The sequence below is a fragment of the Candidatus Defluviilinea gracilis genome (assembly GCA_016716235.1).
GTDB classification, from domain to species: domain Bacteria; phylum Chloroflexota; class Anaerolineae; order Anaerolineales; family Villigracilaceae; genus Defluviilinea; species Defluviilinea gracilis.
In genome coordinates, this window is the sequence record JADJWS010000003.1 from 96,939 (window position 1) to 122,340 (window position 25,402).

The following is a 25,402-nucleotide window of genomic DNA, read 5'->3' on the forward strand; positions in this document are numbered from 1 at the left end:
TTTGCAGTACAAAACCATACCGAAGTTTGCGGAACGGAAATTTGATAAAGGAGAGTATGAAGTGAAAAAAGTTTTGAAATGGATCGGGATCGTGCTTGGTTCGTTGATCGGATTGATCTTGCTTGCGGGCATTGTGATGGTTATGATCGGCAATAGCCGCCTGAATAAGACGTACGACTTCCCGCCGTCGAATATCACAATTCCTACGGACGCGGCGAGCATCGAACGCGGCAAACATCGGGTTGAGGCATTATGCCAGGGATGTCATGGACCCGACCTTGGCGGCATCAACCAGTGGTTCAATGCCGGTCCGATTGGGACGGTGGATTCGGCTAACCTTACATCGGGCGAGGGCGGGTTCGCGAGCGAAGCAACATCGGATGAAGATTTTGTGCGAGCCATTCGCCATGGGATAGGACTGGACGGCAAAGCGATCTTCATGCCAGCCGTTGGATCTACTTCTTATTTGAGCGATGAAGACCTCGGCGCGATCATCGCCTACGTCAAGTCTGTCCCGCCAGTGGATCATGTGACGAACGGACATAACTTCACGCCGCTGGCGAAAATCCTTTTTGTGCTGGGAAAACTTCCCAACATGCCGGTTGAGACGGTAAGCCATGACGTCCACGTCACGGCGCCTGAGGCGGGAGCAACCGCGGAGTACGGCGAGTACATGGTGAATACGAACGACTGCCGCACTTGTCACGGCCCGAATTTAAATGGCGGTCCGTTCCCCGACCCGACCATCACGAAGATCTCTCCGAATCTGACACCCGGCGGCGAACTATCTGCTTGGACGGAGGAAGATTTCATCACGGCGATTCGCACAGGCGTCACGCCAAGCGGATACAAGCTTGATAACGAGTTCATGCCGTGGGAGACTTTCCGCAATTACACCGACGATGAATTGAAAGCGATCTGGATGTACCTGCAAACGCTTCCAAAGCTAGAACAGTATACAGAATAATTTTGTAAATGACAAACGAAAACGACCTTCGGAGATGCTCTGAAGGTCGTTTGATTCTGTTTTCTATTTCTTATCTGGCTCGAATATCTCCTCGATCCTTTTCCCAAACAGTTTTGCGATTTGAAATGCCAGCGGCAGACTGGGATCGTACTTCTCGGTCTCGATGGCGTTCACCGTTTGCCGCGACACATTGAGATTTTCCGCCAACTCTGCCTGTGACCAGTTCTTTTCAGCGCGCAATACCTTGAGTTTGTTTTTCATTTGTACTTCCTCGCAAAAATGCCCGCGCCGATTCCCCACAACGCAATCATGAGTGGAAATATGAAAAGAGATGGAAAATGCGGAAAGCCGATATTTTCGAGAAAGCCATAACTGAAGGTGATCAAGCCCGTGACGATGGCGGAGAAGGTCACGGCTTGCAGTTGGATTCTTTGTTGCAGTTCGTCGCTATCTCGCAACGCCCGCATCACGGCGATCACAACAAAGATGGTTGGGATCACGGGAATCAAGGCGATAACAACTTGAACAGCCTTCGGGAGTTCAACATTGGAGATGACCGAAATGCTGGCAATCAACAGGACCACATAGAACCCCATGGAAATGCCAAATTCTTTAAAGTACCTTTTTTGAACCTCCCGATTCATGACTTGTCTCCGTTTTTATCGTTTTCTTTATTGAACGCCGCCCCGAACGCAAAACCTAATGCAACACCGATAGCAATTCCCATGCCGATATTGTCCAGCGCAACGCCGATCCCAACGCCGATCGCGATTCCCATTGCAAAGCCCGCCATTGGATTTTTCTTTTTCATTTTTGCTCCTGTAAAGTAAACTTGACTTTCGGGAGTATAAAATATCCTTGACATTATGTCAAGGATATTTGACATGGCTATTTTAACGCTTATAGGACTTATGCAGGTGAACCTGTTGCGCTGTAGTTGCACTGCGACGGCGGCAGTACAACTACCCGCCAACTGCGTAAGCGCTGGCTTATAAAGGTTCAAACCGCGCCGTGAAATGCCTCAGCAATTCGGGGGCGTACGTGAGTTTATATCCGCGCAAGCGGTTTGCTCGCGAATTGATCTTGCTAAGAATCTCCACGATGTAATCAAGGTGGCTTTGTGTGTAGACCCTTCGCGGAATAGTCAACCTCAACAGTTCAAGCGCGGGGTAACGCCACTGCTTTGTTTCAGGGTCGAGATGCGCAAACATGACCGAGCCGATCTCCACGCCGCGGATGCCGCCCTCTCGATACAACTCCACACCGAGCGATTGCGCGGGGAATTCGTAATTGGGGATGTGCGGCAGGAGTTGATTCGCAACGATGTAGACGGCATGTCCGCCGGAGGGTTGAATGGTGGGGACGCCGATATCGTTGAGACGGGCAGACAGGTAGAACGTCTGCCCGACGCGATAGGCAAGGTACGATTCGTCCAAGCCCTCGTACAGTCCAACCGCCATCGCGTCGAGGTCGCGTCCCGCGAGTCCGCCGTAGGTGGGGAATCCTTCGCGCAAGATCAATTCGTTTTTGATGTTCTGAAATAATTTTTCATCGTTCACGCACAACAGCCCGCCGATGTTGACGATGGCGTCTTTCTTCGCGGACATGGTCATGCCGTCGGCGAGCGCGAACATCTCGCGCGCAATTTCTTTGACGGATGTATTCTGATAGCCCGACTCGCGCTGTTGGATGAAGTAGCAGTTCTCCGCGTAACGCGCCGCGTCAATGACGAAGGGGATGCCTGCCTCGCCATAGACGGCGGATACCGCCTTGAGATTCTCCATCGAGACGGGCTGTCCGCCTCCCCCGTTGTTCGTGACCGTGATCATCCCAAAGGGAATATTGTCGCGCCCATGCTCGGCGATGAAGGCTTTGAGTTTGGCGATGTCCATGTTGCCCTTGAAGGGATGCGGATTCGACGGGTCGGCGGCTTCATCAATGACGAGGTTCACCGGGCGCCCGCCGCGCGCGCGGATGTTGGCGTCGGTGGTGTCGAAGTGCATGTTGCTGGGAATATATTGATTCGGCTTGACCAAACACGCAGATAAAATATTTTCGGCGGCGCGTCCCTGATGCGTGGGGATAAAGTACTTGAAACCGAAGACGTCTTCCACAGCGGTTTTGAGGCGCTGGTACGAGCGCGCGCCCGCGTACGATTCATCGCCGCGCATGATCGCCGCCCATTGCTCCTGACTCATCGCGCCGGTGCCCGAGTCGGTGAGCAAGTCGATATAGGTGTCTTCGGCTTTGAGGGCGAAGAGATTGTAGCCCGCCTCTTTGAGCGCGTCTTCTCGTTCTTCGCGCCCAATCAAGCGGATGGGTTCCGTCACCTTAATGCGGAACGGTTCGGGGGGGTAGCTGGTAGTCATTTGTTCTCCTAATTTGAATTTTGGTCAAATTTGGGTAGCGAGCCTGGCTCTCCCTCTGATAGCCATTCGGTCTCCAATGACACCCCGATTGTACGATTAAATCATGGTTTAGGGTTGAACGATCACGCCCCCATGGAAGGCGATCAACAGGTTACTATCCGACAGGCAATCCTCTCCGCCGGTGGTATGATTGGCGGACATTTCAGCCAGCACGAGGTTATCCATGTTTCGTTTTTTCAAGAAGCGCGAAGAGATCTTCAACAAACTCATTCAAGAACAAGCGGCAGTCACCTTCGAGGGGTTGAAACTGCTCGTTAAATATTTGGAGACCCAGTCCCCCGAGATCGCCGACCAACTGTCCCTGAAAGAAAAAGAAGCGGATGAAACCCGCCGCATCCTGATCGACGAGTTGAATCGCAGTTTCGTCACGCCGTTCGATCGTGAAGACATCTTTTCCCTCTCCCGCTCGATTGACGATGTGATCGACTACGCCGACAGCACGGTCAGCGAAATGGCGATCTTGAATGTTTCGCCTACTTCGTACATGACGCGCATGGCTTCGCTCCTCAAAGACGCGGCGTTTGAAATCCACCAGGCAGTGTTGCGATTGGAGAAAAATCCAGCCGTTGCCACCGAACACGCCCAACGCGCCAAGGCGCTCGAAAACCGCGTGGAAGGCGTCTACCGCGAAGCCATCGCGGACCTGTTCCGCGGTCCCGAAGATGTGCATCACGTGGTGGAAATGCTGAAACTGCGCGAGGTCTATCGCCATCTTTCCAACGCGGCAGACCGCGGCGACGAAGCCGCAAACATCATCGCGGACATTGTGGTGAAGAAAACTTAACTGTCATCGAAACCCACCCACCTGACAGTTTTTAAAAATGGGACGCGAAAAAACGCAACAGGCGCAAAAAACTTTTCTCGGCGTTTTCAGCGCGCTTCGCGGTCAGTGTCCAAAAAAGAAAAGTGTCGAGTGGCTAGATCGAAACCCCTTAAGCACTCTGTGATCTCTGTGGCAAAGCGAAGCCTCCAAACGCAACGACTATTCAAACCATGCCCAACGAACTCATCATCGTAATCATGCTCGCGTTATTGTTCGGATTTCTAAACGGAATCCGCGACGCGGCAAATATCGTCGCCACCGTGATCTCTTCGCGCGCGTTCGCCCCTCGCGCCGCGTTGACCATCGCCGCGCTGGCTGAATTCACGGGTCCGTTTTTGTTCGGGGTTGGGGTGGCGCGCACCATCGGCGTGGATACCGTCCAAGCCGACTCGTTGACGCTCACGGTAATCGTCGCCGCCCTGCTGGGCGCGATCGTGTGGAACATCATCAACGGCTTTTTCGGAATCCCCGGCAGTTCATCGCACACGCTGATCGGCGGGATCGTCGGCGCGGTCATGGTTTCCGCAGGTTGGGAAGCGATCAAAATCCCCGGGCTCACCAAAGTGTTAGTTGCGTTGTTTATTTTTCCGCTGATCGGGTTCGCTTCCGGTTTTCTCTTCACGCGCGTGATCTATTTTCTGGCGCAGAATGCGACCCCGCGCATCAACGAATTTTTCAAACGGAGTCAACTCATCACCGCCATCATTCTCGGTTTGAGTCACGGCACGAACGACGCCCAAAAATCGATGGGAATCATCGTGCTTGGGCTGGTGATCAGCGGTCACCTGAAATCGTTCGAGGTGCCGCTCTGGGTCACCGTTGCCAGCGCGGTTTCCATGGCGATCGGCACCAGTTTCGGGGGGTGGAAAATCATCCGCACGCTGGGCGGAAAGTTTTACAAGATCCGTCCGCTTCACAGTTTTTCAACGCAACTTACATCGGGCATCGTCATTCTCGGCGCCTCATTCTTCGGCGCGCCGGTCAGCACGTCGCACGTGGTCAGTTCCGCCATCATCGGCGTCGGCGCGTCGGAACGCCTGAGCAAAGTCCGCTGGAGCGTGGCAGGCGACATCCTCACCGCATGGCTGATCACCATCCCGGTCAGCGCCCTGCTGGCGGCAGGGTTTTACTGGCTGTTGACCTCTTTATAAGACAACCGTATTACCATCACCATCCCCCTGTTCAGCATGCAGTTGAACTGCATCCTACGCTGAAATCACATTTCATCCACACCCTCACGGTATCACCAACACCTGCCCCACACTGATATTGTTCACATTCAAAATATTATTCGCCGAAGCGATCGACGCGACCGTCGTGCTGTATTTGATCGCGATCGCATACAACGAATCGCCCGATTTAACAGTGTGCATTCTTGGGGATGAAGAACCGCTTCCTCCGCCAGTGGAGCCTGTCTCACCCTCGGCAGGGATCGCCACCGGGGCAGGCACCGTCAACGAATCGCCCGTCTTCAACAACTGCGGGTTCGCGCTGACAAGTTCGCGCACCGTCACGCCATATTTGTTCGCAATCGATTCAAACGAATCACCCGCCGCCACTTTGTGCTTCGCCGGCTTCGACGAATCTGTTGAGATAGGTTTCGCGCCCGCAAGTTGATATAGCTCCTCCAGCGTCCCGTTGAAAAGATTCATGTCGACGCTGGCATTGATGCCATTCACGCGTCCCTTCTCGCTGTACTGCCAAAATGTCCATTTGAACCAGCCGCGCGGCAAGAACGGTTTTGATTCTTCTGAATAATTATTCGGGTATTGCGCCAGCCATAGCGGATAATCCTTCGCCCACACGGGAGGTCCGCCGCCCGCCTCGGAAAAATAATCCTGCAAAAAGTATTGAGCCGAATAGATGATCGGTTTTTTGCCGAACGCGGCTTCAACGAGATCGAGCCACACTTTTGCGCGTTCGATGATCTTCTCTTTCCTTTGCCCGTCGTGGCTTTCAAGGTCGAGAACGGGCGGCAATTCACCAAGGTCGTTTGCAGATTTCACGTACTCAATAAAACGGTTGGCTTGTTTCTTGCCGTCCACATTCGCGCGGAAGAAGTGATACGCTCCGCGCAAGAGTCCAGCCGCTTTCGCGCCGGTCCAATTCGCGCCGAAAGTTTGGTCCGAGTGAAAATCTCCCTCTGTGGCTTTCGCAAAAACGAATCGTTGACCCGTCGCGCGAACCTTGGGCCAGTCGATGCCTGCATCCCAATATGAAACGTCGATACCAGGAACGGTTGTCATCTTATTCTCCTTGTCTGACAAACAATACGATTAAGGGTAGCATAAATGTCAAGCAAAATCAACCAACCTGAAAATTTCGCAATTAATATTAGTCTCCCCCCTCATCGTCGTTTATGGTATAAAAATCGCGTCCCTGCTGTGCTCGTGATGTTGCCCTTCCGTTTTGAGCCAACATTTTTTAAACGGGTCTTTAACTCCTAAAGAAATAACGCGATAGGCCTGAGCCAAGGCGGCGTTTCTGGGTAGGGACCCACCTGCGAAAGCAGGTTCAAAACTTCGTAGCACACGGCATTGGCGGGGAATCGAATGTAGCAGACCTCACAGGTCTTAAAGACCTGTGAGGTCTTTTTATTTTACGGAGATTGATGAATCGCAATCGCCGCGCGCAAACCCGACTCGAACGCGCCTTGGATCCATGCGTGATACAGCGACGCATGTTCACCCGCAAAATGGATTCGCCCCTCGGGCTTTACGATTTCATCATGCAGTAACGTTTGCTGACCAGGATCAAATAATGCGAACGCGCCGCCCGCGAATTCATCGTCGTGCCACATCCATGAGGCGCCGACTTCAAACTCCTTTGTAATTTGCGGATGAATCTCGGCAACATCGTCCAATGCTTGGGCGATGCGATCATCGGGCTTGAGCGAGCCCCACCGTTGCGCATCCTCCGACCATGTGTAACTTGCGAGGATCACGCCGCGTCCCGTTTCGCGTCCGTGGTCGGGATAATACAAATTGCGGATGGGCAGATCGGTCATCGTGCCACCGCCGAAGATGCCGTCGTCCTCTTCCCAGAATCGGCGTTTGCATTGAAAAAGGATTTTTGCCGAAGCATCATAATGCAACTGGCGGATCGCGCGATTCTTGGCGCGAGTAAATGGCTTAAGAACCTCCACATGCCGCAACACAGGGAATGGAACGGTGATGATCGCGTAATCTCCCTTTTCTTCAAATCTCCCTGCTTGTGTTTGATAGTGGATCGTCACATCCGTCGGCGACTGATCCATCGCGATCATCTTCGCGCCGAAGCGGATGTTATCTTTCAATTCAGGGAGAAACGCGTGAGGAAGGCGATCTGTGCCACCGTCGAGTTCGATCATGTTGGTGTAGTAGTTCCCCGAATCCTCGCGGAACAATTCAAGGAAGGATGAGTTCATCACCGACTCTTGATTCGCCAGCAAGCCGAACATCTCGATCATGCCTTCGGACCAGCCGTTCAATTCGAGAAACTCGCGCGTGGAATATTGGTCATATTTGGCGATGATCTCGTCCCAGGCTTTGTCGCCGTCTCTTTCGAGCAGGTCAAGCAGAGGTTTGAGCGCGGCTTCATACATTTTGCCCGCCGTTTTTCCTTTTTCCTTTTCAGAAACATCAAAGCCAAGCAGTGACGGATCTTTCGCGGCTTCCGAGGCGCGGACTTTCCGTCCGCCCATGTAGTGATAGGCGTTTGGGTTGTCCATCGTGAAGGCGTTCGTCTTCAGTCCAAACTTCTCGACGTAAGACATGGTCAACGTGTGCGCGCGCGGGATGCGCATCGCGCCGACTTCGGCGTACAAGCCTTCGGTGAATGGATCGCGCAAGGTGTACACTCGTCCACCCACGCGCTGTTGTGCTTCGAGAATGATCGGGGTGTGACCAGCCCGCCGAAGCTCGTACCCAGCTGAAAGTCCCGCAAGACCCGCCCCCACGATGACGACGCGTTTAGGCTTGCCGTCTCCAAATCGTTTTGCGATCCCCTCTTTCACCACGTCCAAATAATCTTGAATCGAATGCGCGGATTGCATTGATGCCTCCAGATGATTATGTCACTCTGAGGGAGCGCTTTTTGCGACCGAAGAGTCTCCCGCACAATCCAGGAGATGCTTCGCTTCGCTCAGCATGACATGACTGCTTGTGAATCTTATCGAAAATCAAAATAAAACACAACCACCAATATTGCGCTTGACAAAGCCTCGTCATGCAGTATACAATCGCCGCCATTAACAATTGAATATTCGGAGATAGGGCAATCGCATCTAAATCGGTGAGGCGAGGACTTTGAGGAGGTAATCCTGGTTCCAAGCGGCTTGGAGTTGCTTGGCATGCATACCGCCTTTGGCGGTTTTCTCCTGTTTGAGCAGATTGAGCGCAATGTGGCGAAGGACGGCGAAGTTTTCAGGAGCTTGATCTTTACGCACACGACTATGGTCTTCCCGCAAAGCCACATCCAAGACCCAGTGCAGTTCATTTTCAATCGCCCAGTGTCTGCGCACCAGATGTAACAATCGTTTCGGGTGACTGGGCAGGCTGGAGATATAGTAGCGTACTGTTTTGGTTTCCTTGCCAGCCACGTTCCGCGTGCACACGAGCATGACAATGCTTTGCAGACCAGGCCAGTTTTCTTTGTTACGAATCAAGTTTAGATAGGCAGGATCAGAGGTACTCCAGCATTCTCGAATTTCTATGCGCCCATGTCCCTTATTCGCTGTCTTGTCATAGTCCAGGGAAGCATATTTGAAGTTGTGGGCTTGATCGACCGCAAACACGACCGAAATATCTTCAAACAGACGCCCCTGGTTCTCTTTCACACTCAAAACATAATCTGCCTGAGCTGCGACGATGGTTTGGGCAATATTGGTTTGGGTTCCTATGGCATCTATGGTCACAATACAGCCTGCAAGCGCCAGAATCTTGAGTAATTCGGGGATGGCGGTGATCTCGTTCGACTTTTCGTCCACTTTACGCTGTCCCAGAACAATCTCGTTTTCTTCCGCCCAAGCGCTGACCATATAAATGGCTCGTTTGCCCAGTAGCCGATCCTGCGAGCCACCCAAACGCTTCCCATCAATATTGATGATTTGCCCTGGGATGATCTCATTGACTGCCCAGACCCATTCGTAAAACGCCAACTGGAACTGTTGGGCATCCAACTTCGAGAAGACCCGACCAAAAGTGTCATGCGACGGGATACCATTCGGCAATTCAAGAAACGTGCTCAGCCAGACTATCTTGCTATGCCCAAAATGCTCAATGTCCGTCCAGCCTTCCGCTCCACAGATCACCGCACATATGGCGATGCTGATCAAATCTATGAGTTTATGTTCCTTCGTTCGATCCACCCGCGGATCGCTCACTTTGCTAAAATGCTCGGCGATCGCCTCCAATGGCTTCTTTGTCATGGCTATCTCCTTCAAGATAGCCCTTTTTTACCTCAATTTAGATGCAATCGCCCTATATTCGGAGATTTAGCGGCTGGGTCTTATGCGACAAATTGAAATTTGTCGTACGAGACCACGAGGTGGAGGTTCTCCCGCGCGAGCGGGATGCTACGGACTTCCCCTCTCCTTTCAGGAGAGGGGTTAGGGGTGAGGTTCAAAAATCGGATCGATCAGCGGATGCCTCTGAAGTTTGTCACAAACTTCTTTCTCCCTTCCGAAATAAGCGAAAGGCAACACGGTTTAAAAAAACTCTGTTGTTCGCCCGAAATCCAAAGAGCGATCTTTGGGACAAGGGAAGCGCAAGTGACACAGATGGATTCCATCTGTTTGTGCTATGGAAGGGCTGTCTTTTTTAATGCTGAGTCGTTAACAGGCATGCCCACGCATGCCTGTTTTTCGTTTTTACCCAAAACGCTGGTTGAGCGCAAGCAGTCGAAACCAGCAGGCAATACCGAACTTGTAATTTGTGGTTTCGATACGGGCGAGAGAAGCGCTCGCCCTACTCAACCACCGAATTAGGAATGAACTCAGCAAGAATCGGGTCGGCAGATGTAATGGATGTTCATAGAATAGCATCAACAAAAGGAGAAACTATGAACACCAATTTCAAACAATCGTCCGAAGATTACCTGCGCATCGAGCAGGCGATCCTGTACCTTGAAAACCATTTCAAAGACCAGCCCAACCTCGACGAGGTCGCCGCGAACGTCGGCTTGAGCGAATTTCACTTTCAGCGACTCTTCACACGTTGGGCGGGAGTCAGCCCGAAACGCTTTTTGCAATTCGTGACGAAGGAAAGCGCGAAGGATCTGCTCGACAAGTCGGAGAATCTGCTCGACACCACGCATCAAGTCGGACTGTCGAGTCTGGGCCGCCTCCATGATCTTTTTGTGAACACCGAGGCGATGTCGCCAGGCGAGTACAAATCCAAAGGCGAAGGCGTGACCATTCGATACGGGATCCATCTCACGCCATTCGGCAAATGTTTGATCGGACTCACCGAACGCGGAATTTGTCACCTCGGCTTTGTGCAGGGAAGCGAAGGCGAAGCAATTGACAATCTCGTGAGTGATTGGAAGGAAGCGAAGATGATCGAAGACTATCGAGCCACTGCCGCGCTAGTCGGTCCGATCTTCGACCTGCGCTTCAACACCCGCATCAAGCCGCTGACGTTGCACCTGCGCGGGACGAACTTCCAGTTGAAAGTGTGGGAGGCGCTGTTGCAAATCCCTGCGGGTTCGGTGTCCACCTACGAAGGGATCGCTTCGCACATCGGCAATCCAAACGCCGTTCGCGCGGTGGGAACAGCCGTTGGTCACAACCCAATTGCCGTGTTGATTCCCTGTCATCGGGTGATCCGCAAGGCTGGCGAGTTTGGGAAGTATCGCTACGGAGCGTTGAGGAAGAAGGCGTTGTTGGCTAGAGAGTTCGTCAGTGCGTGAAAGGCGTGTAAAAAATACATCAGCCACAGAGAACACAGAGCGCACAGAGATTTTTAAAAGGTTTTCTCAGTGTTCTCTGTGGCTCTCCCGAAGGACATCGGGACGATATGTGGCTACAAAGGAATAAATGAAAACAAAAATATGGATTGCTTTGCTCGCGTTGTACATTGTGTGGGGTTCAACTTATCTTGCGATTCGATTCGCAGTGGAAACGATCCCGCCGTTCTTTCATGCGGGGTTGCGGTTCCTCATCTCAGGGCTGATCCTCGTCCTCTGGCGGCGCGCGGCGGGAGATGCCGTGCCGACGCGCGTGCAATGGAAATCGGTGGCGATCATCGGCACATTGCTACTACTCGGCGGCAACGGGCTTGTCTCGTTCGCAGAACAACGCATCGCATCAGGCGTCGCGGCGTTGATCGTCGGCACGACCCCGATGTGGCTGGTGTTGATCGAATCCCTGCGCCCGAACGGGGTCAAACCCACGTGGCTGATCATTGTCGGGTTGATCGTTGGCTTTAGCGGTATTTACCTATTAATTGGTCCGTCGGCATCAACGGGCAAGCTTCAATTCGATACGATCGGCACGGTTGCCGTGATCGCCGCGGCGTTTCTCTGGGCGCTCGGTTCCATTTACAGCCGAAGCGCAGACATCCCCAAGTCTGCGTTGATGACGACAGGCGCGGAAATGCTCGCGGGAAGCGTTCCGCTATTTTTAGTGAGCCTTGCGCTCGGCGAGTGGAGCAGATTCAACATCGCGCAAGTTTCGACCGAATCATGGCTAGGGCTGATCTATCTCATCACGTTTGGTTCGATGGTTGGGTTTGTCGCGTACATTTGGTTGTTGCAAAACGCGCCGATCTCGCTCGTCGCAACATACGCGTATGTCAACCCGTTGGTGGCGGTGTTGCTCGGCGCCTGGTTTGCCAGTGAGCCGCTTACGTCGCGCACTCTCGCCGCGGCAGGAATCATCATCGGGTCGGTGATCTTCATCAATTGGGCGAGGCAGGTCAAAGTCAAGAAAAAACCGTTGCAGTCCGCGCCGAGCGGAGAATAAATTTCCAATCGACATTATTGGGACGCAGATAAACGCTGACTGCGCTGATCAAAAAGAAAATCTGCGTTTCTCAGCGTGAATCAGCGTCCAGTATGTTTTCAGTGTATTAAGAAAAATCTATTACTCAATCACGAGGAGATTGCTTCGGCTTCGCCTCGCAACGACATAAGAAAAAGGAGAAAAAATGGACGGCAAGGATTTGGTCAAGAAAGTAAAAGAAGATGGTGTAAAGTTTCTTTCACTACAATTTTCGGATGTGACGGGCGCTGTGAAAAGCGTGGACATGCCCGTTCGTCATCTTGAAGATGTGCTGAAAGACGGCGCATGGTTCGACGGTTCATCCGTCGAGGGCTTTGCGCGCATTCAAGAAAGCGACATGCGCCTGTTGATCGACCCCGACACGTACGCGGTGTTGCCGTGGTCGGCGGCGGACTCAAAACGCGCGCGCGTGTTCTGCGATATCCACATGCCGAACGGCGATCCCTTTGAGGGCGATCCGCGCGGCACATTGAAGCGACAGTTGAAGCGCATCGAAGATAAAGGCTGGACATATAATCTCGGACCCGAGCCAGAGTTCTTCCTCTTCAAGGGGACGAACGGACATGGCGTGCATCCCGTTCCGCACGACGCGGGCGGCTACTTCGACTTCTCGTCATTCGATGAAGCCGTCGTCGTGCGCACCGACCTGATGAGCGCGCTCGACGCGATGGGACTCGACGTGGAAGTTGGTCATCACGAAGTTGCGCTCGGTCAACACGAAATTGATTTCCGCTTTGCCGACGCGCTCAAGACCGCCGACAATGTGCTGACGTTGAAGTACACTGTCAAAGCCATCGCCGCGCAACACGGACTCACCGCTTCATTTATGCCCAAGCCCGTCTTCGGCATCAACGGGTCGGGGATGCACTGTCATCAAAGTCTTTTCGATAACAAGACGGGAACGAATCTGTTCTTCGACAAAAATGACGAAGCGCATCTTTCCAAACTTGCGTATGGATTCATCGCTGGACAGTTGGCGCACGCCCGGGCATTAGCCGCCGTCGTCGCGCCGACGGTCAACTCGTACAAGCGACTCGTCCCCGGTTACGAAGCGCCGGTCTACATTGGCTGGGCGCAACAAAATCGTTCGGCGTTGATCCGCATCCCGCGCTACACCGAAGGACGCGATAAAGCCGTCCGCGCCGAGTTGCGATTCCCCGACCCATCCGCGAATCCGTATCTCGCGTTCACGGTCATGCTCGCCGCCGCGTTGGACGGGATCGAAAAGAACATGACCGCGCCGAAGCCGCTCAACAACATCAACTTGTATCACCTCGACAAAGAAGACCGCGCGAAGTTGGGCGTGACTGAATTGCCCGGCTCGCTCGCCGAAGCGTTGACCGAACTCGAGAACGACGAAGTTATCAAGTCCGCGTTGGGTGAATTGGCATACGAAGCCTTCTCCCGCGCGAAATGGGCGGAATGGGACGATTTCCGCTTGCGAGTTTCGGATTATGAGATCGAGAGGTATTTGGAGACGGCGTGAGTGCGTGGTAAGTAGTAATTGGTAATTGGAGATTGGAGAATTAGAGAATTGGGGGCTAGAGACTGGAGACTACCCTCCGAGGGACTTTGTCCTTCGGAGGGTTTGTTTCATGCATTAAGAAGTGGCGCGATGATTTTACCCGCCAATGAGTTGAGGCTTCCACTCTACAGACGGCATATCGTCCTCTTCGTCTTTCAGGATCACTTCGCTTTTCACAAACCACGAAAAACCAAATGCGAAGATGGCGAGTGTTTCGAACCAAAAGATCGGATTGGTGATGCCGAAGAATCGCCCCTCCGCGCCGAACGCGGCAAAGTACACAGCGATTAATAGAATCGAAAGCAGCATCACGCCGCCGCAGATCCGATAAATTTTATTCCTCAGTTTCTTCATGTTCGACATATCGTTGGGCTTGTGCTTGGACTTCGTGAACAGCACGAGACAAAAGTATGTGAGCGTCAACAGGAACGACGCCGCGAAGATATGATGCGCGATGCTGATTAGTTTATAGACCTCCCCGGTCTCGCCGCTTCGCAAGGTTGGGAATAACGCAGTCCCGATGGCGAAGAAACACGCAAAGTTACCAGCGATATCGTCGGCGCGCCCGTATCCTTTATACGAAAACAAGAACACGCCGAGGGAGAACAAAATCCCCACCATCACATCCCGCATCCCCGTGTGATAGTACGCGCTGATCGACTCCTGCAACACCTTCCCAAAGATCACCCGTCCGCCCAAATACAGGATTAACGGCATGAGCATGCCCAACAAGCCGACTGTCACTCTCAATTCTTTGTAGGGAAGCACCAACTCATTTTGAATCTCACTGAGTTGACTCTGGGTCAAGACGGGTTCAGCGGACTTCGCTTTTCGAGAATAAGCCTTTTTGCGGATTTTTGATTTACCAGCCATGGGTTGTCTCCTCTCTGTGTGACGGTCTCACTATACAACGATTGGAGGGCGATTACAACTGGCAAATCCCGCCTTGCGCGGGAAAGAATTTCGATATATGCTTACAAAAGCGAGCGCATTGGAACTACGGTTTGAAACGCAGGAGGTAGGAGATGCGCTGTTGCCAAACGTATTTGATAAAGCGCTCAAGGGAGAGTTGTGACCCCCATCCCGTCCTTCCCCCAAATACGACGACAAAATTCTGTATGCGGATTCAAAGTGCCTCTCGTCGGATTTGGGGGAAGGGGAACGGAAATTTGGAATGAATATTCTCATAAATACCCAACATCAAATTTCCCCCTCCCTAAATTCGACGTGATTTCCGTCGCATTTGGACGAGAGAATGTGACGTACGAATGAACATTCTTTTTTATACCCAACATTAAACTTCCCCCTCCCCAAATTCGACGTGCTCTTCGTCGCATTTGGGGAGGGTAGGGGAGGGGCGAAATGCCGCGTAAAAAACGAAGCAACCCAAAAACCATGAACTTTGCGGGAAAACTCCGCAAAACCCCAACTCCTGCCGAGCGTAAACTGTGGTCAAAGATTCGCAACGACCAGTTGGGAGTCAACTTTCGCAGGAAACACGCCATTGGCAACTTTGTCCCTGATTTCGTCTGCATCGAAAAGAAACTCATCCTTGAACTGGATGGCAGTCAGCATTTGGAACAACAAGAATATGATGATGACAGGACGAAATATTTGGAATCTGAGGGTTACAAGGTCATCCGCTTTTGGAATAACGATGTGATGAAAAATTTGGACAGCGTTATACTCGCCATCATGCACGCGGTGAAAGATGGAAATAAGGAAGGTTGAGTTCCGTATCATCTCCCTGTTTAGCAAACAAGAGGAGTTTGCGGGCATGGTGGCGCGGGTGGAGGGAATGCGCGCCCGTCAAGCCGAGAGCGAAAGACAAGCGGAGAATCTTTTTGAAAGTCTGCTGGCGGAGACTTTTGCGTGAAAAGTACTGTCCACAAATTATTCACGAATGTGCGAATGGACAACGCGAGATTCGTTTATTCGTGACCCATTCGTGGAGGGTCTTTGGGTGCGAAGGATAATGCGTTGAAGGAGAACCGCGATGTCGTGGATAGAAATTGACAAGCGCTTGAAAGAACTTTCTGTAGGGGATATCGCCAAGCTGGTAAAAGGCTTGCACGATTTGTCTCCACAGAACAAAGCCTGGCTGCGGGCAAAACTTTTGCCAGTAGCGCAAGATACAAAATATCTCGAAGATTGTCGCCGCAAAGTTGCCAATTACGTGTACAAGGAAACCAAAGGAATGCCATCCATGCCGCGGTTTCGGGAGGCGAAGAAAGTCATTAGCGAGTATCGCAAATCCACAAGTGATTTGCGGGGCGCGCTTGATCTAATGCTTACCTACTTGGAACGTGGGCACGAATTTACGCTGGATTTCGGCGACATTGACGAACCATTTTACGATAAGCTCATCAACATGCTGGAACACTTTGCAATCGAACTGCGCCGAAGTCCCGCCAAATACGAGTTATATGAACAATTCAGACCGCGTTTAATGGCGATAAGGAAAAACTCTGATATTGGCTGGGGCTATGGTGACTTTATTCAAGAAACTGTTGATGAGTTAGAAAAATTGCTAGGAGAAAATCTGTGAACAGAACAACGAAGGTCAACGAGCCATAGAAATAAATCATGCGGTTACACTCCACTGCTCACTGATAACTGATAACTAATCACTCCATCCCTATCACCCTCTTCACCTCCCTCCTCAACCCCACAGGCTTGATCGCGCTCACATCCACCTTCTTCGCCTCCACGAACTTCGCGAAGCGCATCAATCCCTTTGCAAGCGCGTTCGCAAAATCGGCATCCTTCACGGGCGCGTCATCTTCGTGCCAAAAACCTCTGATCTCCAGCGTCATCGTCGCGCGGTCCAACTTCGGGTCGAGCCGCGCCACCAGATCATCGCCGTATAAAATCGGCAGGACATAATATCCCCAGCGGCGTTTGTGCGCGGGCGTGTACACCTCCCACGTGTACTCAAAATCGAACAACTTCTTCGCCCGTCCGCGCGCGCTGACGATATCCAACGGCGCGAGAAACGTGACTTCCTCCAGCGTGTTTGTTTCTTTTGGATTCCAACCTTTGGGGACTCGACCCTTCTCAAGCGACTCCAACGCCGCGACATCCTCGCCCAAAACGAGATACGTATCGCGTCCGCCCTCGATTTGAACCTGCCTCGCCATCCCCGACTCTTTCCACCCTTCGAGCAATTTCGTCATCTCCGTTTTGGAATAGTCGCGATGGATGTGATAATTCAACTCGCCACGCATTGTGCTTTCACGCTTCAATCCATAAAACGCGACCGCTTTCCGCGCAAAGAATTCTTCCGCTTCTTTTTCCGTCGCGACATAATCGAATTCCTTCGGCGCAATATTCTCGCGGAAGTCATACACGCGGCTGAACCCATCGCGATGGTGCATCATCAGTTCGCCTGAAAGCCACATATCGAACAGAGCCAACGCCGTATCTTTGCGTCCGCGATAATTCCACAAACCAATTCGATTGCCCTCAAAATCTCGGTTCCCCAACGGACCGCGCTTCCGCAATTCAGAGCGCACATCATTGAACAATTTCTTGTGGTTCAGCACAAAGCCTTCGATGCGCTTGTCGTGACTCCGCCTGTTCATGTGCGCGCGCCAATACGGCAAGTCGCTCATCGGATACATTGCCAGCCAGCCGCCGTAATCAAAAAACTTGCGCTGTTTGTAGGCAACGTCGTAAAGATGGTCAGGCTTGTACTCCAACACACGGCTGTGCAAGACAATATCCTGACTTCGCGCGATGACATTCAACGGATCGAGTTGCACCGCCTCGCACACGTTGATCGCATCGGCTGTCCCTTTCTTGCCGCGCCACCGACGCCCGGGCCACAATCCCTGCCTGCCGAGGACGAATCGCCGCGCTGTTTGTTGGGAGATGTTGATCGGTTCCATAAATTTCCGCCCATTCTAGCACATATATTCTATAAAAGTAACGCCGACTTAAGTCGGCGCTACTTCCCTCGCCTTCTCGATCGTCCGACAAAATGAACACAACTCCGGCGCGGACGTGGGTTGTCCGCACTTCACACACGGATGCAGATGCGCCTGCTTGGAATCTTTTTCCACAAATAGTTGTCCACTTTTGCGCGCTTCGAGGAATCGCAGGTAAAACGTCAACTTGGCGCCGGGGCGATCCGTTTCGAGTTTGTTGAGCAGTTCCTTGTAGTAAATGGACTGCGATCCCTCCGCGAACGGACATTCCTCGTAGATGTATTCGATGCCCCGCGCAAGGCAATACGCCGTCATCTCGCGTTCGTAGAAGCGGCAGAGAGGCTTCACTTTGCGAGCCAAGCCGCCCGTCGAAGCAAGAACCGGGCTTTGTCGCAAAAGAAAATCCGCCGACCATGAAAGCGTGTTGCCAAATAACACCGCGGCTTCGTCATCCAAATTGTGACCGGTTGCCAGCACGTCGTAGCCGAGATCGCGGGCGATGCGATTCATTTCGTGACGTTTCGCCAGTCCGCACACCGCGCAAGGCTTGCCGTATCCGCGATGCGAAATTTCAGAAAGGACTGGGATGGGTTGCCCATATTCTTTTTCAATGTCAACGACGTGGAGTTTCAAATCGTTTTCGTTCGCAAATTTTTCGGCGAGCCGTTGGGACTCGCCCGAATAATTTATCCCGCCATTGATTCCTAAACCGAGATACAACCCATCGGCTTGATAGCCGAGCCGCGCGAGAATATCCCACAACCCCAGCGAATCTTTGCCGCCCGAAACCGCGACAAGAATTTTTTCATGCCGCGCGAACATCTCATATTTTTTGATGAAGCGCTCGGTCTGTTCGGGGATCCATTCGAGGTAATGATCCTTGCACAACGCCAGTTTGTGCTGGCGCATGTTGACCGAGGCTTTCTCTCCGCATTTTTTACATTTCATAGAAACTCTTTTCAAACACAAAGGACACGAAGTACACAAAGGTTTTCTCGTTCTTCACAGAGAATCCTTCGTGACCGCTGTGTCCTTCGTGGTAAAAAATCAGCCTCCCGAAATCACCGCGACCAATTTCACCTCGTCGCCCTCTTTGAGAATCTCATCGTCGAGGATCATCTCGCCTTCGCGCGTGGCGATCACCGACTCAGGCACAACGCCACACTTCTTCAACGCGTCGAGCAGCATCATGCCATGTTTGACTTCATATTCTTTATCTCGCAAAATCAATTTCGCTGTCATGCCGCCATTCTAACACGCCTACTTCTCTTTCTACACCTCACCAAATTCATCCTTCCACTTTCCACTTTCCACTTTCTACATTCCACGCATTCGCCCTACCTTCATCCCTCATAACTCATCATTCATGTTTCATCCTTCATCCTTCACCCTTCATCCTTCATCCTTCATAATTCATCCTTGCCTTGACTCTCCCCCCTCTTCCCTGTACGATTAGCCCATGCGAATCGGAATGATGACAGACGCCTACAAACCCTACGTCAGCGGCGTGACGAGTTACGTGGACACAAATAAACGCGCCCTCGAAAACCTCGGGCATGAAGTGTACGTCTTCACCTTCGGCGACCTCGAACACAAAGACGACGAGCCGCGCGTCATTCGCAGTCCCGGCGTGCCGCTCTCGGATACCGGCTTTTATCTCTCCCTCCGGCACAGCACCGAGGCGCAACAGATCATCCAGACGATGGACATTATCCACGTGCATCATCCCTTCATGAGCGGACGGCTAGCGCACATCTACAGCCGCAAACGCAACATCCCCGTTCTCTTCACAAATCACACGCGCTACGACCTGTACGCGCAGACCCGCCTCCCGCTCATGCCTGCCGAGGTCAGCATGAGCATGTTGCAGGCATACATGCCCACGTTTTGCGACAACATGGACCTCGTCATCTCTCCCTCGCGCGGCATGGAAAAAATCCTGCGGCAATACGGCGTCACCTGTCACATCGAGGTTGTGCCGAACGGCGCAGACCTGCATCCGTTTTTATCCGCGCAACCGCTCACGCGCGATGAATTCGGTTTCAACAGCGAAGATATTCTCATCGTTTACATGGGACGCATCGCCCCCGAAAAAAATCTCGAACTCCTCTTGCAATCGTTCGCGGGCGTTTCGCGCGCCGTCCCCAACACGAAATTACTCGTCGTCGGCGGCGGGCAAAAAGAACACGAGGAAGGCATCAAAGAGTTCGCCGACGAACTCGGCATCTGCGACCGCGTGAAATTCACCGGCGCGATTCCCTACGCAAAACTCCCGTCGTATCTGGCGATGTGCGACATCTTCGCCACCGCGTCTGTGACCGAAGTCCATCCGTTCTCGGTGATCGAAGGCATGGCATCTGGACTCCCCATCGTCGGCATCGACTCGCCGGGCATCAGCGATTCCATCGCGGACGGGGAAACTGGTCTGCTCTCGGCAGGCGACCTCGCCTCCTACACCGCCAAACTGACAACGCTCTGCCTCAACAGAGACCTGCAAAAGAAAATGGGAATTGCGGCGCGGCAGGCATCGCATCAATTCTCCATCGAGAATACGACCAAGATCATGCTCGGTCATTACAACCGATTAACGTCCAACACAAAGCCCGTCAAGCCGAGCATCGAGGTCAGATTGCGTTCTGTGTTGAAGGAATTCCTCAAATGAATCACAACCAGCGGATTGGCAAATGGGGCGAAGAAGTTGCCGCCGAATATCTTACCGCGCGCGGATATGAAATCATCGCCCGCAACGCGCGGACTCCCTACGGTGAGGTTGACATCGTCGCAAAACAAAGCGGCATCATTTTTTTCGTTGAGGTCAAGACCCGCACCTCAAACAAGATGGGCTTGCCCGAAGAATCCATCACGGCGCGAAAACGCCAGCACATGGTCTCTGCCGCGGAACATTACGCGGCTGAACATGAAATTGACGATTGGCAAATTGACGTGATCTCAATTGAGGGCAAGCCCGGGTCAACGCCGAAGATCACTTATTTTGAACATGCGATCTCCTAATCAAAAAGACCTCACAGGTCTTCAAAGACCTGTGAGGTCTAAACCTCCCCTCCTCCTCATCGTCGGGCCGACGGCGGTTGGTAAAACGGAAGTTGCGATTCAACTTGCCGAACGGCTCAACGGCGAGATCGTCTCAGCGGATTCGCGTCTCTTTTATCGCGGCATGGACATTGGCACAGCAAAACCTTCACGCGAAGAGCAAGCGCGTGTGCCGCATCATTTGATCGATATTGCAAACCCGAATGAAATTTTGAGTCTCGCAGTATTTCAACAAAAAGCGACCGAGGCGATTGCTGAAATTCATACGCGAAAGAAATTGCCGTTTCTCGTCGGCGGTACGGGACAATTTATCCGCGCGGTGACTCAAGGGTGGAGTCCGCCGGAGGTGAAGCCGAATGAAGAGTTGAGGAAAGAATTAGAAAGCGAAAAGGAAGCAAAGGGCGTAAATTGGCTACACGACAAACTCAAAGCCCTCGACCCTGCCGCCGCCGAGAAGATCGACCCGCGAAATTTTCGCCGCACCATTCGCGCGTTGGAAGTGATCATGACAACGGGCAAGAAATTTTCGGAGCAACGCGGGCAAGGCGAATCACCGTATCATTTAGTTACGATCGGGTTGACTCGTCCGCGCGAGGAGTTGTATCGGCGCGTGGATGAACGTATCGACACGATGTATACAAACGGGTTGATGGATGAAGTGCAGAGTTTGATCGCGCGCGGTTACTCCCCCTCCCTGCCGACGATGTCTGCGATCGGGTATCGCGAAGGCGCGCAAGCGCTCGAAGGGCAAATCACGGTCGAGGAGGCGAAACAGCTCACCCGTCGCGCGACGCGGGTTTTCATCCGCAGACAAGCGAATTGGTTCAAAGAGTCCGATCCGAATATTTTGTGGTTCCGAGTCGAAGATGGAATCGCGGATGAGATCGAGAAAAACATCCGGCGGGTGGTTGACTTTTAATTTTTCGTTGATATACTCGGAGTATCCCGCAGTAAAGGAGAGGCATCATGAACGATAAACCGTGGCTTGCTCATTACGACAAAGGGGTTCCGCATAACATTGATATTCCTCAAGCGCCGTTGTTCCATTTTTTGGATGAATCGGCGCGAAAATATCCGAACCGCGCCTGCACGATCTTTAAGGGCGCGGTTATTACTTATCAGGAGATGAACGAACTCTCCGACCGCATTGCCGCCGCGCTGGTGGATATGGGCGTGAAGAAAGGCGACCGCGTGGGCATCTTCATGCCGAACACGCCGCAATTTGTGATGGCGTATTACGGTATTCTCAAGGCGGGCGGCGTGGTGGTTGCCACGAACCCGTTGTATACGCCGCACGAGATCGAACATCAGGCAAACGACGCGGGCATCGAAGTGATGTTCGTGATGACGAATTTTTATAACACGATCAAAAAGGCTCAGCCCAACACGAAGATCAAAAAAGTGATCGTGACGAATCTAAAAGAGACTCTACCGCCTGTCTTGCGCCTGCTGTTCACGTTGTTGCGCGAAAAGAAAGGCGGATTCCATATTGACAAGAACCTGCCCGCAGGCGATGTGTGGATGCAAGACTTGCTCGCCAAATACAGTTCTGCGGCTCGCCCCAACGCGCAAGTTGGTCCCGACGATACGGCATTGTTCCAATATTCGGGCGGGACGACCGGCGTTTCCAAGGCTGCGGTGGCGTTGCATCGCAACATTGTCGCCAACACGTTGCAGATCGGTTCGTGGATGACCGGACTTGAGGCGGGGAAAGAGATCGTGTTGATGGGCATTCCGCTCTTCCATGTGTATGGCATGGTGGCGGGAATGAACTTCGCCATGTCTACCGGCGCGACGATGGTGATGGTCCCCAATCCGCGCGATCTCAAAGACGTGTTGGATAACATCCAAAAATTCAAGGCAACCATTTTCCCCGGCGTGCCGGCGTTATATAACGGCATCAACAATCACCCCGATGTGAAGGCTGGCAAATATGATCTTTCATCCATCAAGGCTTGCGTCTCGGGTTCTGCCGCGTTGTTACGCGAGACGAAAGACCAATTCGAAAAATTGACCGGCGGAAAAGTATTCGAAGGCTACGGACTCTCGGAAGCGCCGACTGCGTCGCATTGCAATCCCCTGCTCGGCGAAAACAAGACCGGCTCGATCGGGATGCCTTTGCCGAACATGGAATGCCGCGTGGTGAGCCTCGACGATGGCGAGACGGATCTTCCGCAGGGTGAGATTGGCGAACTACTCTTACATGGACCCCAGGTGATGAAGGGCTATCACAACATGCCCACCGAAACAGCCAACTCACTGCGCGCCGATAAGACCGGGAAAGTTTGGTTGTACACCGGCGATATCGTCCGCATGGATGAGGACGGCTATTTCTTCATCGTTGACCGCAAAAAGGAACTCATCAAGCCGGGCGGTTTCCAGGTGTGGCCCCGCGAGGTGGAGGAAGCCATCCAGTCGAATTCCAAAGTGCTGGAGGTTGGCGTGGCGGGCATCCCCGACCCGAACCGCGGCGAGACGGTCAAAGCGTGGGTGGTGCTCAAGCCCGGCGAAACGATGACCGAGGATGAACTCCGCGCGTTCTGCAAGCAAAGCCTCGCGCCGTATAAAGTGCCGACGCATGTTGAATTCCGAAGCGAGTTGCCCAAGACGACTGTTGGTAAAATCCTGCGGCGCGAGTTGGTGAGACAGCATAAAGAGGGTGGAAAGTAAGTAGACACACAGGCAAGTAAACACGCACACATGGGGAATCAAAAGAGTCTCGCCGATTGCGAGACTCTTTTTGTGTTTACGTGTCTACCTGTTTCCCTGTGTTCTTTACTTACGCGATCTGAGGCGTGCCGCTCTTCTTGGGGAACGGCGGCGGGAAGATCTTTTCGAACTCGTCGCGCGTGAGCGATTCTGCTTCGATCAGTTTTTGCGCAACCGCATCCAATTCCTTGCGGTATTTGGTGAGCAACTTCCTCGCGAGTTTATAGGATTCATCTACGATCTTGCGAACTTCTTGATCGATCTTTTCAGCGACAGCCTCCGAGTAATCGCGCTGTTCTGAAATTTCACGCCCGAGGAAGATCAGTTCCTCTTTTTGCCCGTATAAAATGGGACCCATTTCACTGCTCATGCCAAGCCGGGTGACCATCATGCGCGCCATGCGTGTGACTTGCTCGATATCGCCGGATGCGCCGGAGGTGATGTCGTCAAAGACAATCTCTTCCGCCACGCGCCCGCCCAAACCATACGCCAAATTGGCGAGAAGCTTCTTACGCGAGTGCAGAATACGATCTTCGTCCGGGCGGAACCATGTCACCCCGCCAGCCTGCCCGCGCCCGACGATGGTCACTTTTTGGACCGGGTCCGCTTCGGCGATGGCGTTGCCGACGACGGCGTGACCAGCCTCATGGTAGGCGATGATGCGTTTCTCTTCATCCGAGATCAAACGCGATTTGCGCTCGGGTCCCATCACGACGCGCTCGATCGCCTCTTCCAGTTCGGGTTGCCCGATGGATTTTTTGTTGCGGCGGGCGGCGAGAATGGCGCCTTCGTTGACGAGGTTTTCGATATCCGCGCCGACGAAGCCGGGCGTGCCCCGCGCGATTGATCCAAGATCAACATTCGGCTCCAGCGGCTTGCCTTTGACGTGAACCTTGAGGATCGCTTCGCGTCCCTTCATATCGGGACGGTCGAGCGTGACGCGGCGGTCGAAGCGACCGGGACGCAGAAGCGCCGGGTCGAGAATATCGGGACGGTTGGTCGCGGCGATGATGATGACGTTCGTGTCCGTGTCGAACCCGTCCATTTCGACGAGCATCTGGTTGAGGGTTTGTTCGCGCTCATCGTGCGAGCCGCCCAGCCCCGCCCCACGTTGACGACCGACGGCATCAATTTCGTCCACGAAGACGATGCAGGGTGAATGTCGCTTCGCCTGATCGAACAGATCGCGCACGCGGCTCGCGCCCACGCCAACGAACATTTCAACGAACTCGGAACCGGAGATCGAGAAGAACGGAACGCCCGCCTCACCAGACACTGCCTTCGCAAGCAACGTCTTGCCGGTTCCCGGAGGTCCAACGAGCAGGACGCCCTTCGGAATCCGCGCGCCTAACTGGATGAACTTCTGCGGTTCTTTCAGGAATTCGACCACTTCCGCCAGCTCTTGCTTGGATTCTTCCGCGCCAGCCACATCCTGAAATGTGACGGTGGGATGCTCGCCGCTAAACATGCGCGCGCGAGATTTGCCGAAAGACATGGCGGCATTGTTCGAGCCTTGCGCTTGACGGAAGATGAACCACAACACGCCAGCCATGAATACGACCGGCAAAATGTAGAGCGCGCCGCTCAACAGCCCCGCCCATTGAGATGGCGGCTTGACTTCGATCGTAACGTTGTTCGACGCAAGTTGTTCCTGCGATACCCCAAGGGCTAACAATTGGGTCACCAGGGGCGAATTAGATTCCTTGTAGGATTCAACCCCGTTTTCATCGCCGTTTCGGTAGATGACCCGCAAGCGGTCATCGGTGTCGATCACCACGCGGGAAATCTTTCCCGCTTTGATATCATCCGCCAGTTGGTTGATGGTAAGCGAGTTCTCAGACGGGGTCTCCCGCTGGATCATCATGAATACCATCGCCACCACGGCGGCAATTACGATAAACGTGACCACAAAAGATTGGCTTCTTTGATTCACTGTGCCTCCAAATAATACCGAGCGAGATTATACCAACGAGGGCAGACTGGGAACA

The 25,402-nt window shown here is 52.9% G+C and carries 25 protein-coding genes and 1 other RNA gene; 14 read left to right on the top strand and 12 right to left on the bottom strand.

The genetic code is table 11. The annotated features are described in order from the left end of the window. The first annotated feature begins 61 nt into the window (after positions 1-61). Complete coding sequence (locus IPM31_14235; GenBank protein MBK9008138.1) at positions 62-967, top strand: c-type cytochrome; 906 nt, start codon at positions 62-64, stop codon at positions 965-967. 63 nt (positions 968-1,030) lie between these two features. Here IPM31_14235 and IPM31_14240 read toward each other — a convergent pair whose 3' ends face one another. From IPM31_14240 to IPM31_14255, 4 genes are all read right to left on the bottom strand, one after another. Further along, on the bottom strand, positions 1,031-1,228 hold the full coding sequence (locus tag IPM31_14240; GenBank protein MBK9008139.1) for a helix-turn-helix transcriptional regulator: 198 nt from the start codon (positions 1,226-1,228) through the stop codon (positions 1,031-1,033). After that, positions 1,225-1,563, bottom strand: a complete 339-nt coding sequence (locus tag IPM31_14245; protein ID MBK9008140.1) for a hypothetical protein — start codon at positions 1,561-1,563, stop codon at positions 1,225-1,227. Before IPM31_14245 ends, IPM31_14240 begins: the two co-directional genes overlap by 4 nt. A 44-nt stretch (positions 1,564-1,607) precedes the next feature. Beyond that, on the bottom strand, positions 1,608-1,778 hold the full coding sequence (locus tag IPM31_14250) for a hypothetical protein (protein MBK9008141.1): 171 nt from the start codon (positions 1,776-1,778) through the stop codon (positions 1,608-1,610). Between the two features lie 178 nt (positions 1,779-1,956). Next, positions 1,957-3,336 carry a tryptophanase gene (locus tag IPM31_14255; protein ID MBK9008142.1) on the bottom strand — a complete coding sequence of 460 codons (1,380 nt, stop codon included), beginning with the start codon at positions 3,334-3,336 and terminating at the stop codon, positions 1,957-1,959. Positions 3,337-3,559: 223 nt separating this feature from the next. On the opposite strand from IPM31_14255, the gene IPM31_14260 reads away from it, so the two are divergent. Both IPM31_14260 and IPM31_14265 read left to right on the top strand, forming a co-directional pair. After that, on the top strand, positions 3,560-4,180 hold the full coding sequence (locus tag IPM31_14260) for a DUF47 family protein (protein MBK9008143.1): 621 nt from the start codon (positions 3,560-3,562) through the stop codon (positions 4,178-4,180). A 209-nt stretch (positions 4,181-4,389) separates the two neighbouring features. Then, positions 4,390-5,370, top strand: coding sequence for an inorganic phosphate transporter (locus IPM31_14265; GenBank protein MBK9008144.1), 981 nt, complete (start codon positions 4,390-4,392; stop codon positions 5,368-5,370). 84 nt (positions 5,371-5,454) lie between these two features. Here the strand turns inward: IPM31_14265 and IPM31_14270 are convergent, their stop codons facing one another. Beyond that, positions 5,455-6,465 (bottom strand): LysM peptidoglycan-binding domain-containing protein, encoded by a 1,011-nt coding sequence (locus IPM31_14270; GenBank protein MBK9008145.1) that lies wholly within the window; start codon positions 6,463-6,465, stop codon positions 5,455-5,457. Between the two features lie 127 nt (positions 6,466-6,592). On the opposite strand from IPM31_14270, the gene ssrS reads away from it, so the two are divergent. After that, a non-coding RNA gene (gene ssrS, locus IPM31_14275) (6S RNA) lies at positions 6,593-6,770 on the top strand. Positions 6,771-6,818: 48 nt separating this feature from the next. Here the strand turns inward: ssrS and IPM31_14280 are convergent. Both IPM31_14280 and IPM31_14285 read right to left on the bottom strand, forming a co-directional pair. Further along, positions 6,819-8,252: a flavin monoamine oxidase family protein gene (locus IPM31_14280; protein ID MBK9008146.1), complete on the bottom strand. Its 1,434-nt coding sequence runs from the start codon at positions 8,250-8,252 to the stop codon at positions 6,819-6,821. 231 nt (positions 8,253-8,483) lie between these two features. Further along, entirely contained in the window at positions 8,484-9,626 is a 1,143-nt protein-coding gene (locus IPM31_14285) for an ISAs1 family transposase (GenBank protein ID MBK9008147.1), read from the bottom strand. A 632-nt stretch (positions 9,627-10,258) separates the two neighbouring features. Between IPM31_14285 and IPM31_14290 the strand changes: the two genes are divergently transcribed. From IPM31_14290 to IPM31_14300, 3 genes are all read left to right on the top strand, one after another. Beyond that, entirely contained in the window at positions 10,259-11,107 is an 849-nt protein-coding gene (locus IPM31_14290) for a methylated-DNA--[protein]-cysteine S-methyltransferase (protein ID MBK9008148.1), read from the top strand. 127 nt (positions 11,108-11,234) lie between these two features. Beyond that, positions 11,235-12,161 (top strand): EamA family transporter, encoded by a 927-nt coding sequence (locus IPM31_14295; protein MBK9008149.1) that lies wholly within the window; start codon positions 11,235-11,237, stop codon positions 12,159-12,161. A gap of 184 nt (positions 12,162-12,345) precedes the next feature. Next, positions 12,346-13,686: a glutamine synthetase gene (locus IPM31_14300; protein MBK9008150.1), complete on the top strand. Its 1,341-nt coding sequence runs from the start codon at positions 12,346-12,348 to the stop codon at positions 13,684-13,686. Positions 13,687-13,821: 135 nt separating this feature from the next. On the opposite strand, the gene IPM31_14305 is transcribed toward IPM31_14300, so the two are convergent. Beyond that, on the bottom strand, positions 13,822-14,598 hold the full coding sequence (locus IPM31_14305) for a DUF998 domain-containing protein (protein MBK9008151.1): 777 nt from the start codon (positions 14,596-14,598) through the stop codon (positions 13,822-13,824). Positions 14,599-15,120: 522 nt separating this feature from the next. Here IPM31_14305 and IPM31_14310 point away from each other — a divergent pair. The 3 genes from IPM31_14310 (at position 15,121) to IPM31_14320 (ending at position 16,273) form a co-directional block, all read left to right on the top strand. Continuing rightward, the gene (locus IPM31_14310; protein ID MBK9008152.1) at positions 15,121-15,456 is read left to right on the top strand and encodes an endonuclease domain-containing protein; all 336 of its coding nucleotides are present in this window, start codon (positions 15,121-15,123) and stop codon (positions 15,454-15,456) included. Continuing rightward, complete coding sequence (locus IPM31_14315; protein MBK9008153.1) at positions 15,437-15,601, top strand: hypothetical protein; 165 nt, start codon at positions 15,437-15,439, stop codon at positions 15,599-15,601. The genes IPM31_14310 and IPM31_14315 overlap by 20 nt, the downstream gene beginning before the upstream one ends. Before the next feature lie 120 nt (positions 15,602-15,721). Beyond that, positions 15,722-16,273 (top strand): hypothetical protein, encoded by a 552-nt coding sequence (locus tag IPM31_14320; protein MBK9008154.1) that lies wholly within the window; start codon positions 15,722-15,724, stop codon positions 16,271-16,273. Positions 16,274-16,352: 79 nt separating this feature from the next. Here IPM31_14320 and IPM31_14325 read toward each other — a convergent pair whose 3' ends face one another. The 3 genes from IPM31_14325 to IPM31_14335 form a co-directional block, all read right to left on the bottom strand. After that, entirely contained in the window at positions 16,353-17,615 is a 1,263-nt protein-coding gene (locus IPM31_14325) for a YcaQ family DNA glycosylase (GenBank protein MBK9008155.1), read from the bottom strand. Between the two features lie 48 nt (positions 17,616-17,663). Next, the gene (locus tag IPM31_14330) at positions 17,664-18,602 is read right to left on the bottom strand and encodes an adenine nucleotide alpha hydrolase family protein (GenBank protein ID MBK9008156.1); all 939 of its coding nucleotides are present in this window, start codon (positions 18,600-18,602) and stop codon (positions 17,664-17,666) included. 99 nt (positions 18,603-18,701) lie between these two features. Next, the gene (locus IPM31_14335) at positions 18,702-18,896 is read right to left on the bottom strand and encodes a MoaD/ThiS family protein (GenBank protein MBK9008157.1); all 195 of its coding nucleotides are present in this window, start codon (positions 18,894-18,896) and stop codon (positions 18,702-18,704) included. 217 nt (positions 18,897-19,113) lie between these two features. On the opposite strand from IPM31_14335, the gene IPM31_14340 reads away from it, so the two are divergent. From IPM31_14340 to IPM31_14355, 4 genes are read left to right on the top strand one after another with little or no spacing between them, the layout of a single operon-like run. After that, positions 19,114-20,316, top strand: a complete 1,203-nt coding sequence (locus IPM31_14340) for a glycosyltransferase (GenBank protein ID MBK9008158.1) — start codon at positions 19,114-19,116, stop codon at positions 20,314-20,316. Then, positions 20,313-20,666 (top strand): YraN family protein, encoded by a 354-nt coding sequence (locus IPM31_14345; protein MBK9008159.1) that lies wholly within the window; start codon positions 20,313-20,315, stop codon positions 20,664-20,666. The genes IPM31_14340 and IPM31_14345 overlap by 4 nt, the downstream gene beginning before the upstream one ends. A gap of 31 nt (positions 20,667-20,697) precedes the next feature. Next, positions 20,698-21,624: a tRNA (adenosine(37)-N6)-dimethylallyltransferase MiaA gene (gene miaA / locus IPM31_14350; GenBank protein ID MBK9008160.1), complete on the top strand. Its 927-nt coding sequence runs from the start codon at positions 20,698-20,700 to the stop codon at positions 21,622-21,624. Positions 21,625-21,671: 47 nt separating this feature from the next. Beyond that, positions 21,672-23,375, top strand: coding sequence for a long-chain fatty acid--CoA ligase (locus IPM31_14355; protein MBK9008161.1), 1,704 nt, complete (start codon positions 21,672-21,674; stop codon positions 23,373-23,375). 109 nt (positions 23,376-23,484) lie between these two features. Here IPM31_14355 and ftsH read toward each other — a convergent pair whose 3' ends face one another. Beyond that, positions 23,485-25,347, bottom strand: coding sequence for an ATP-dependent zinc metalloprotease FtsH (ftsH, locus tag IPM31_14360; GenBank protein MBK9008162.1), 1,863 nt, complete (start codon positions 25,345-25,347; stop codon positions 23,485-23,487). Between the last annotated feature and the right edge of the window lie 55 nt (positions 25,348-25,402).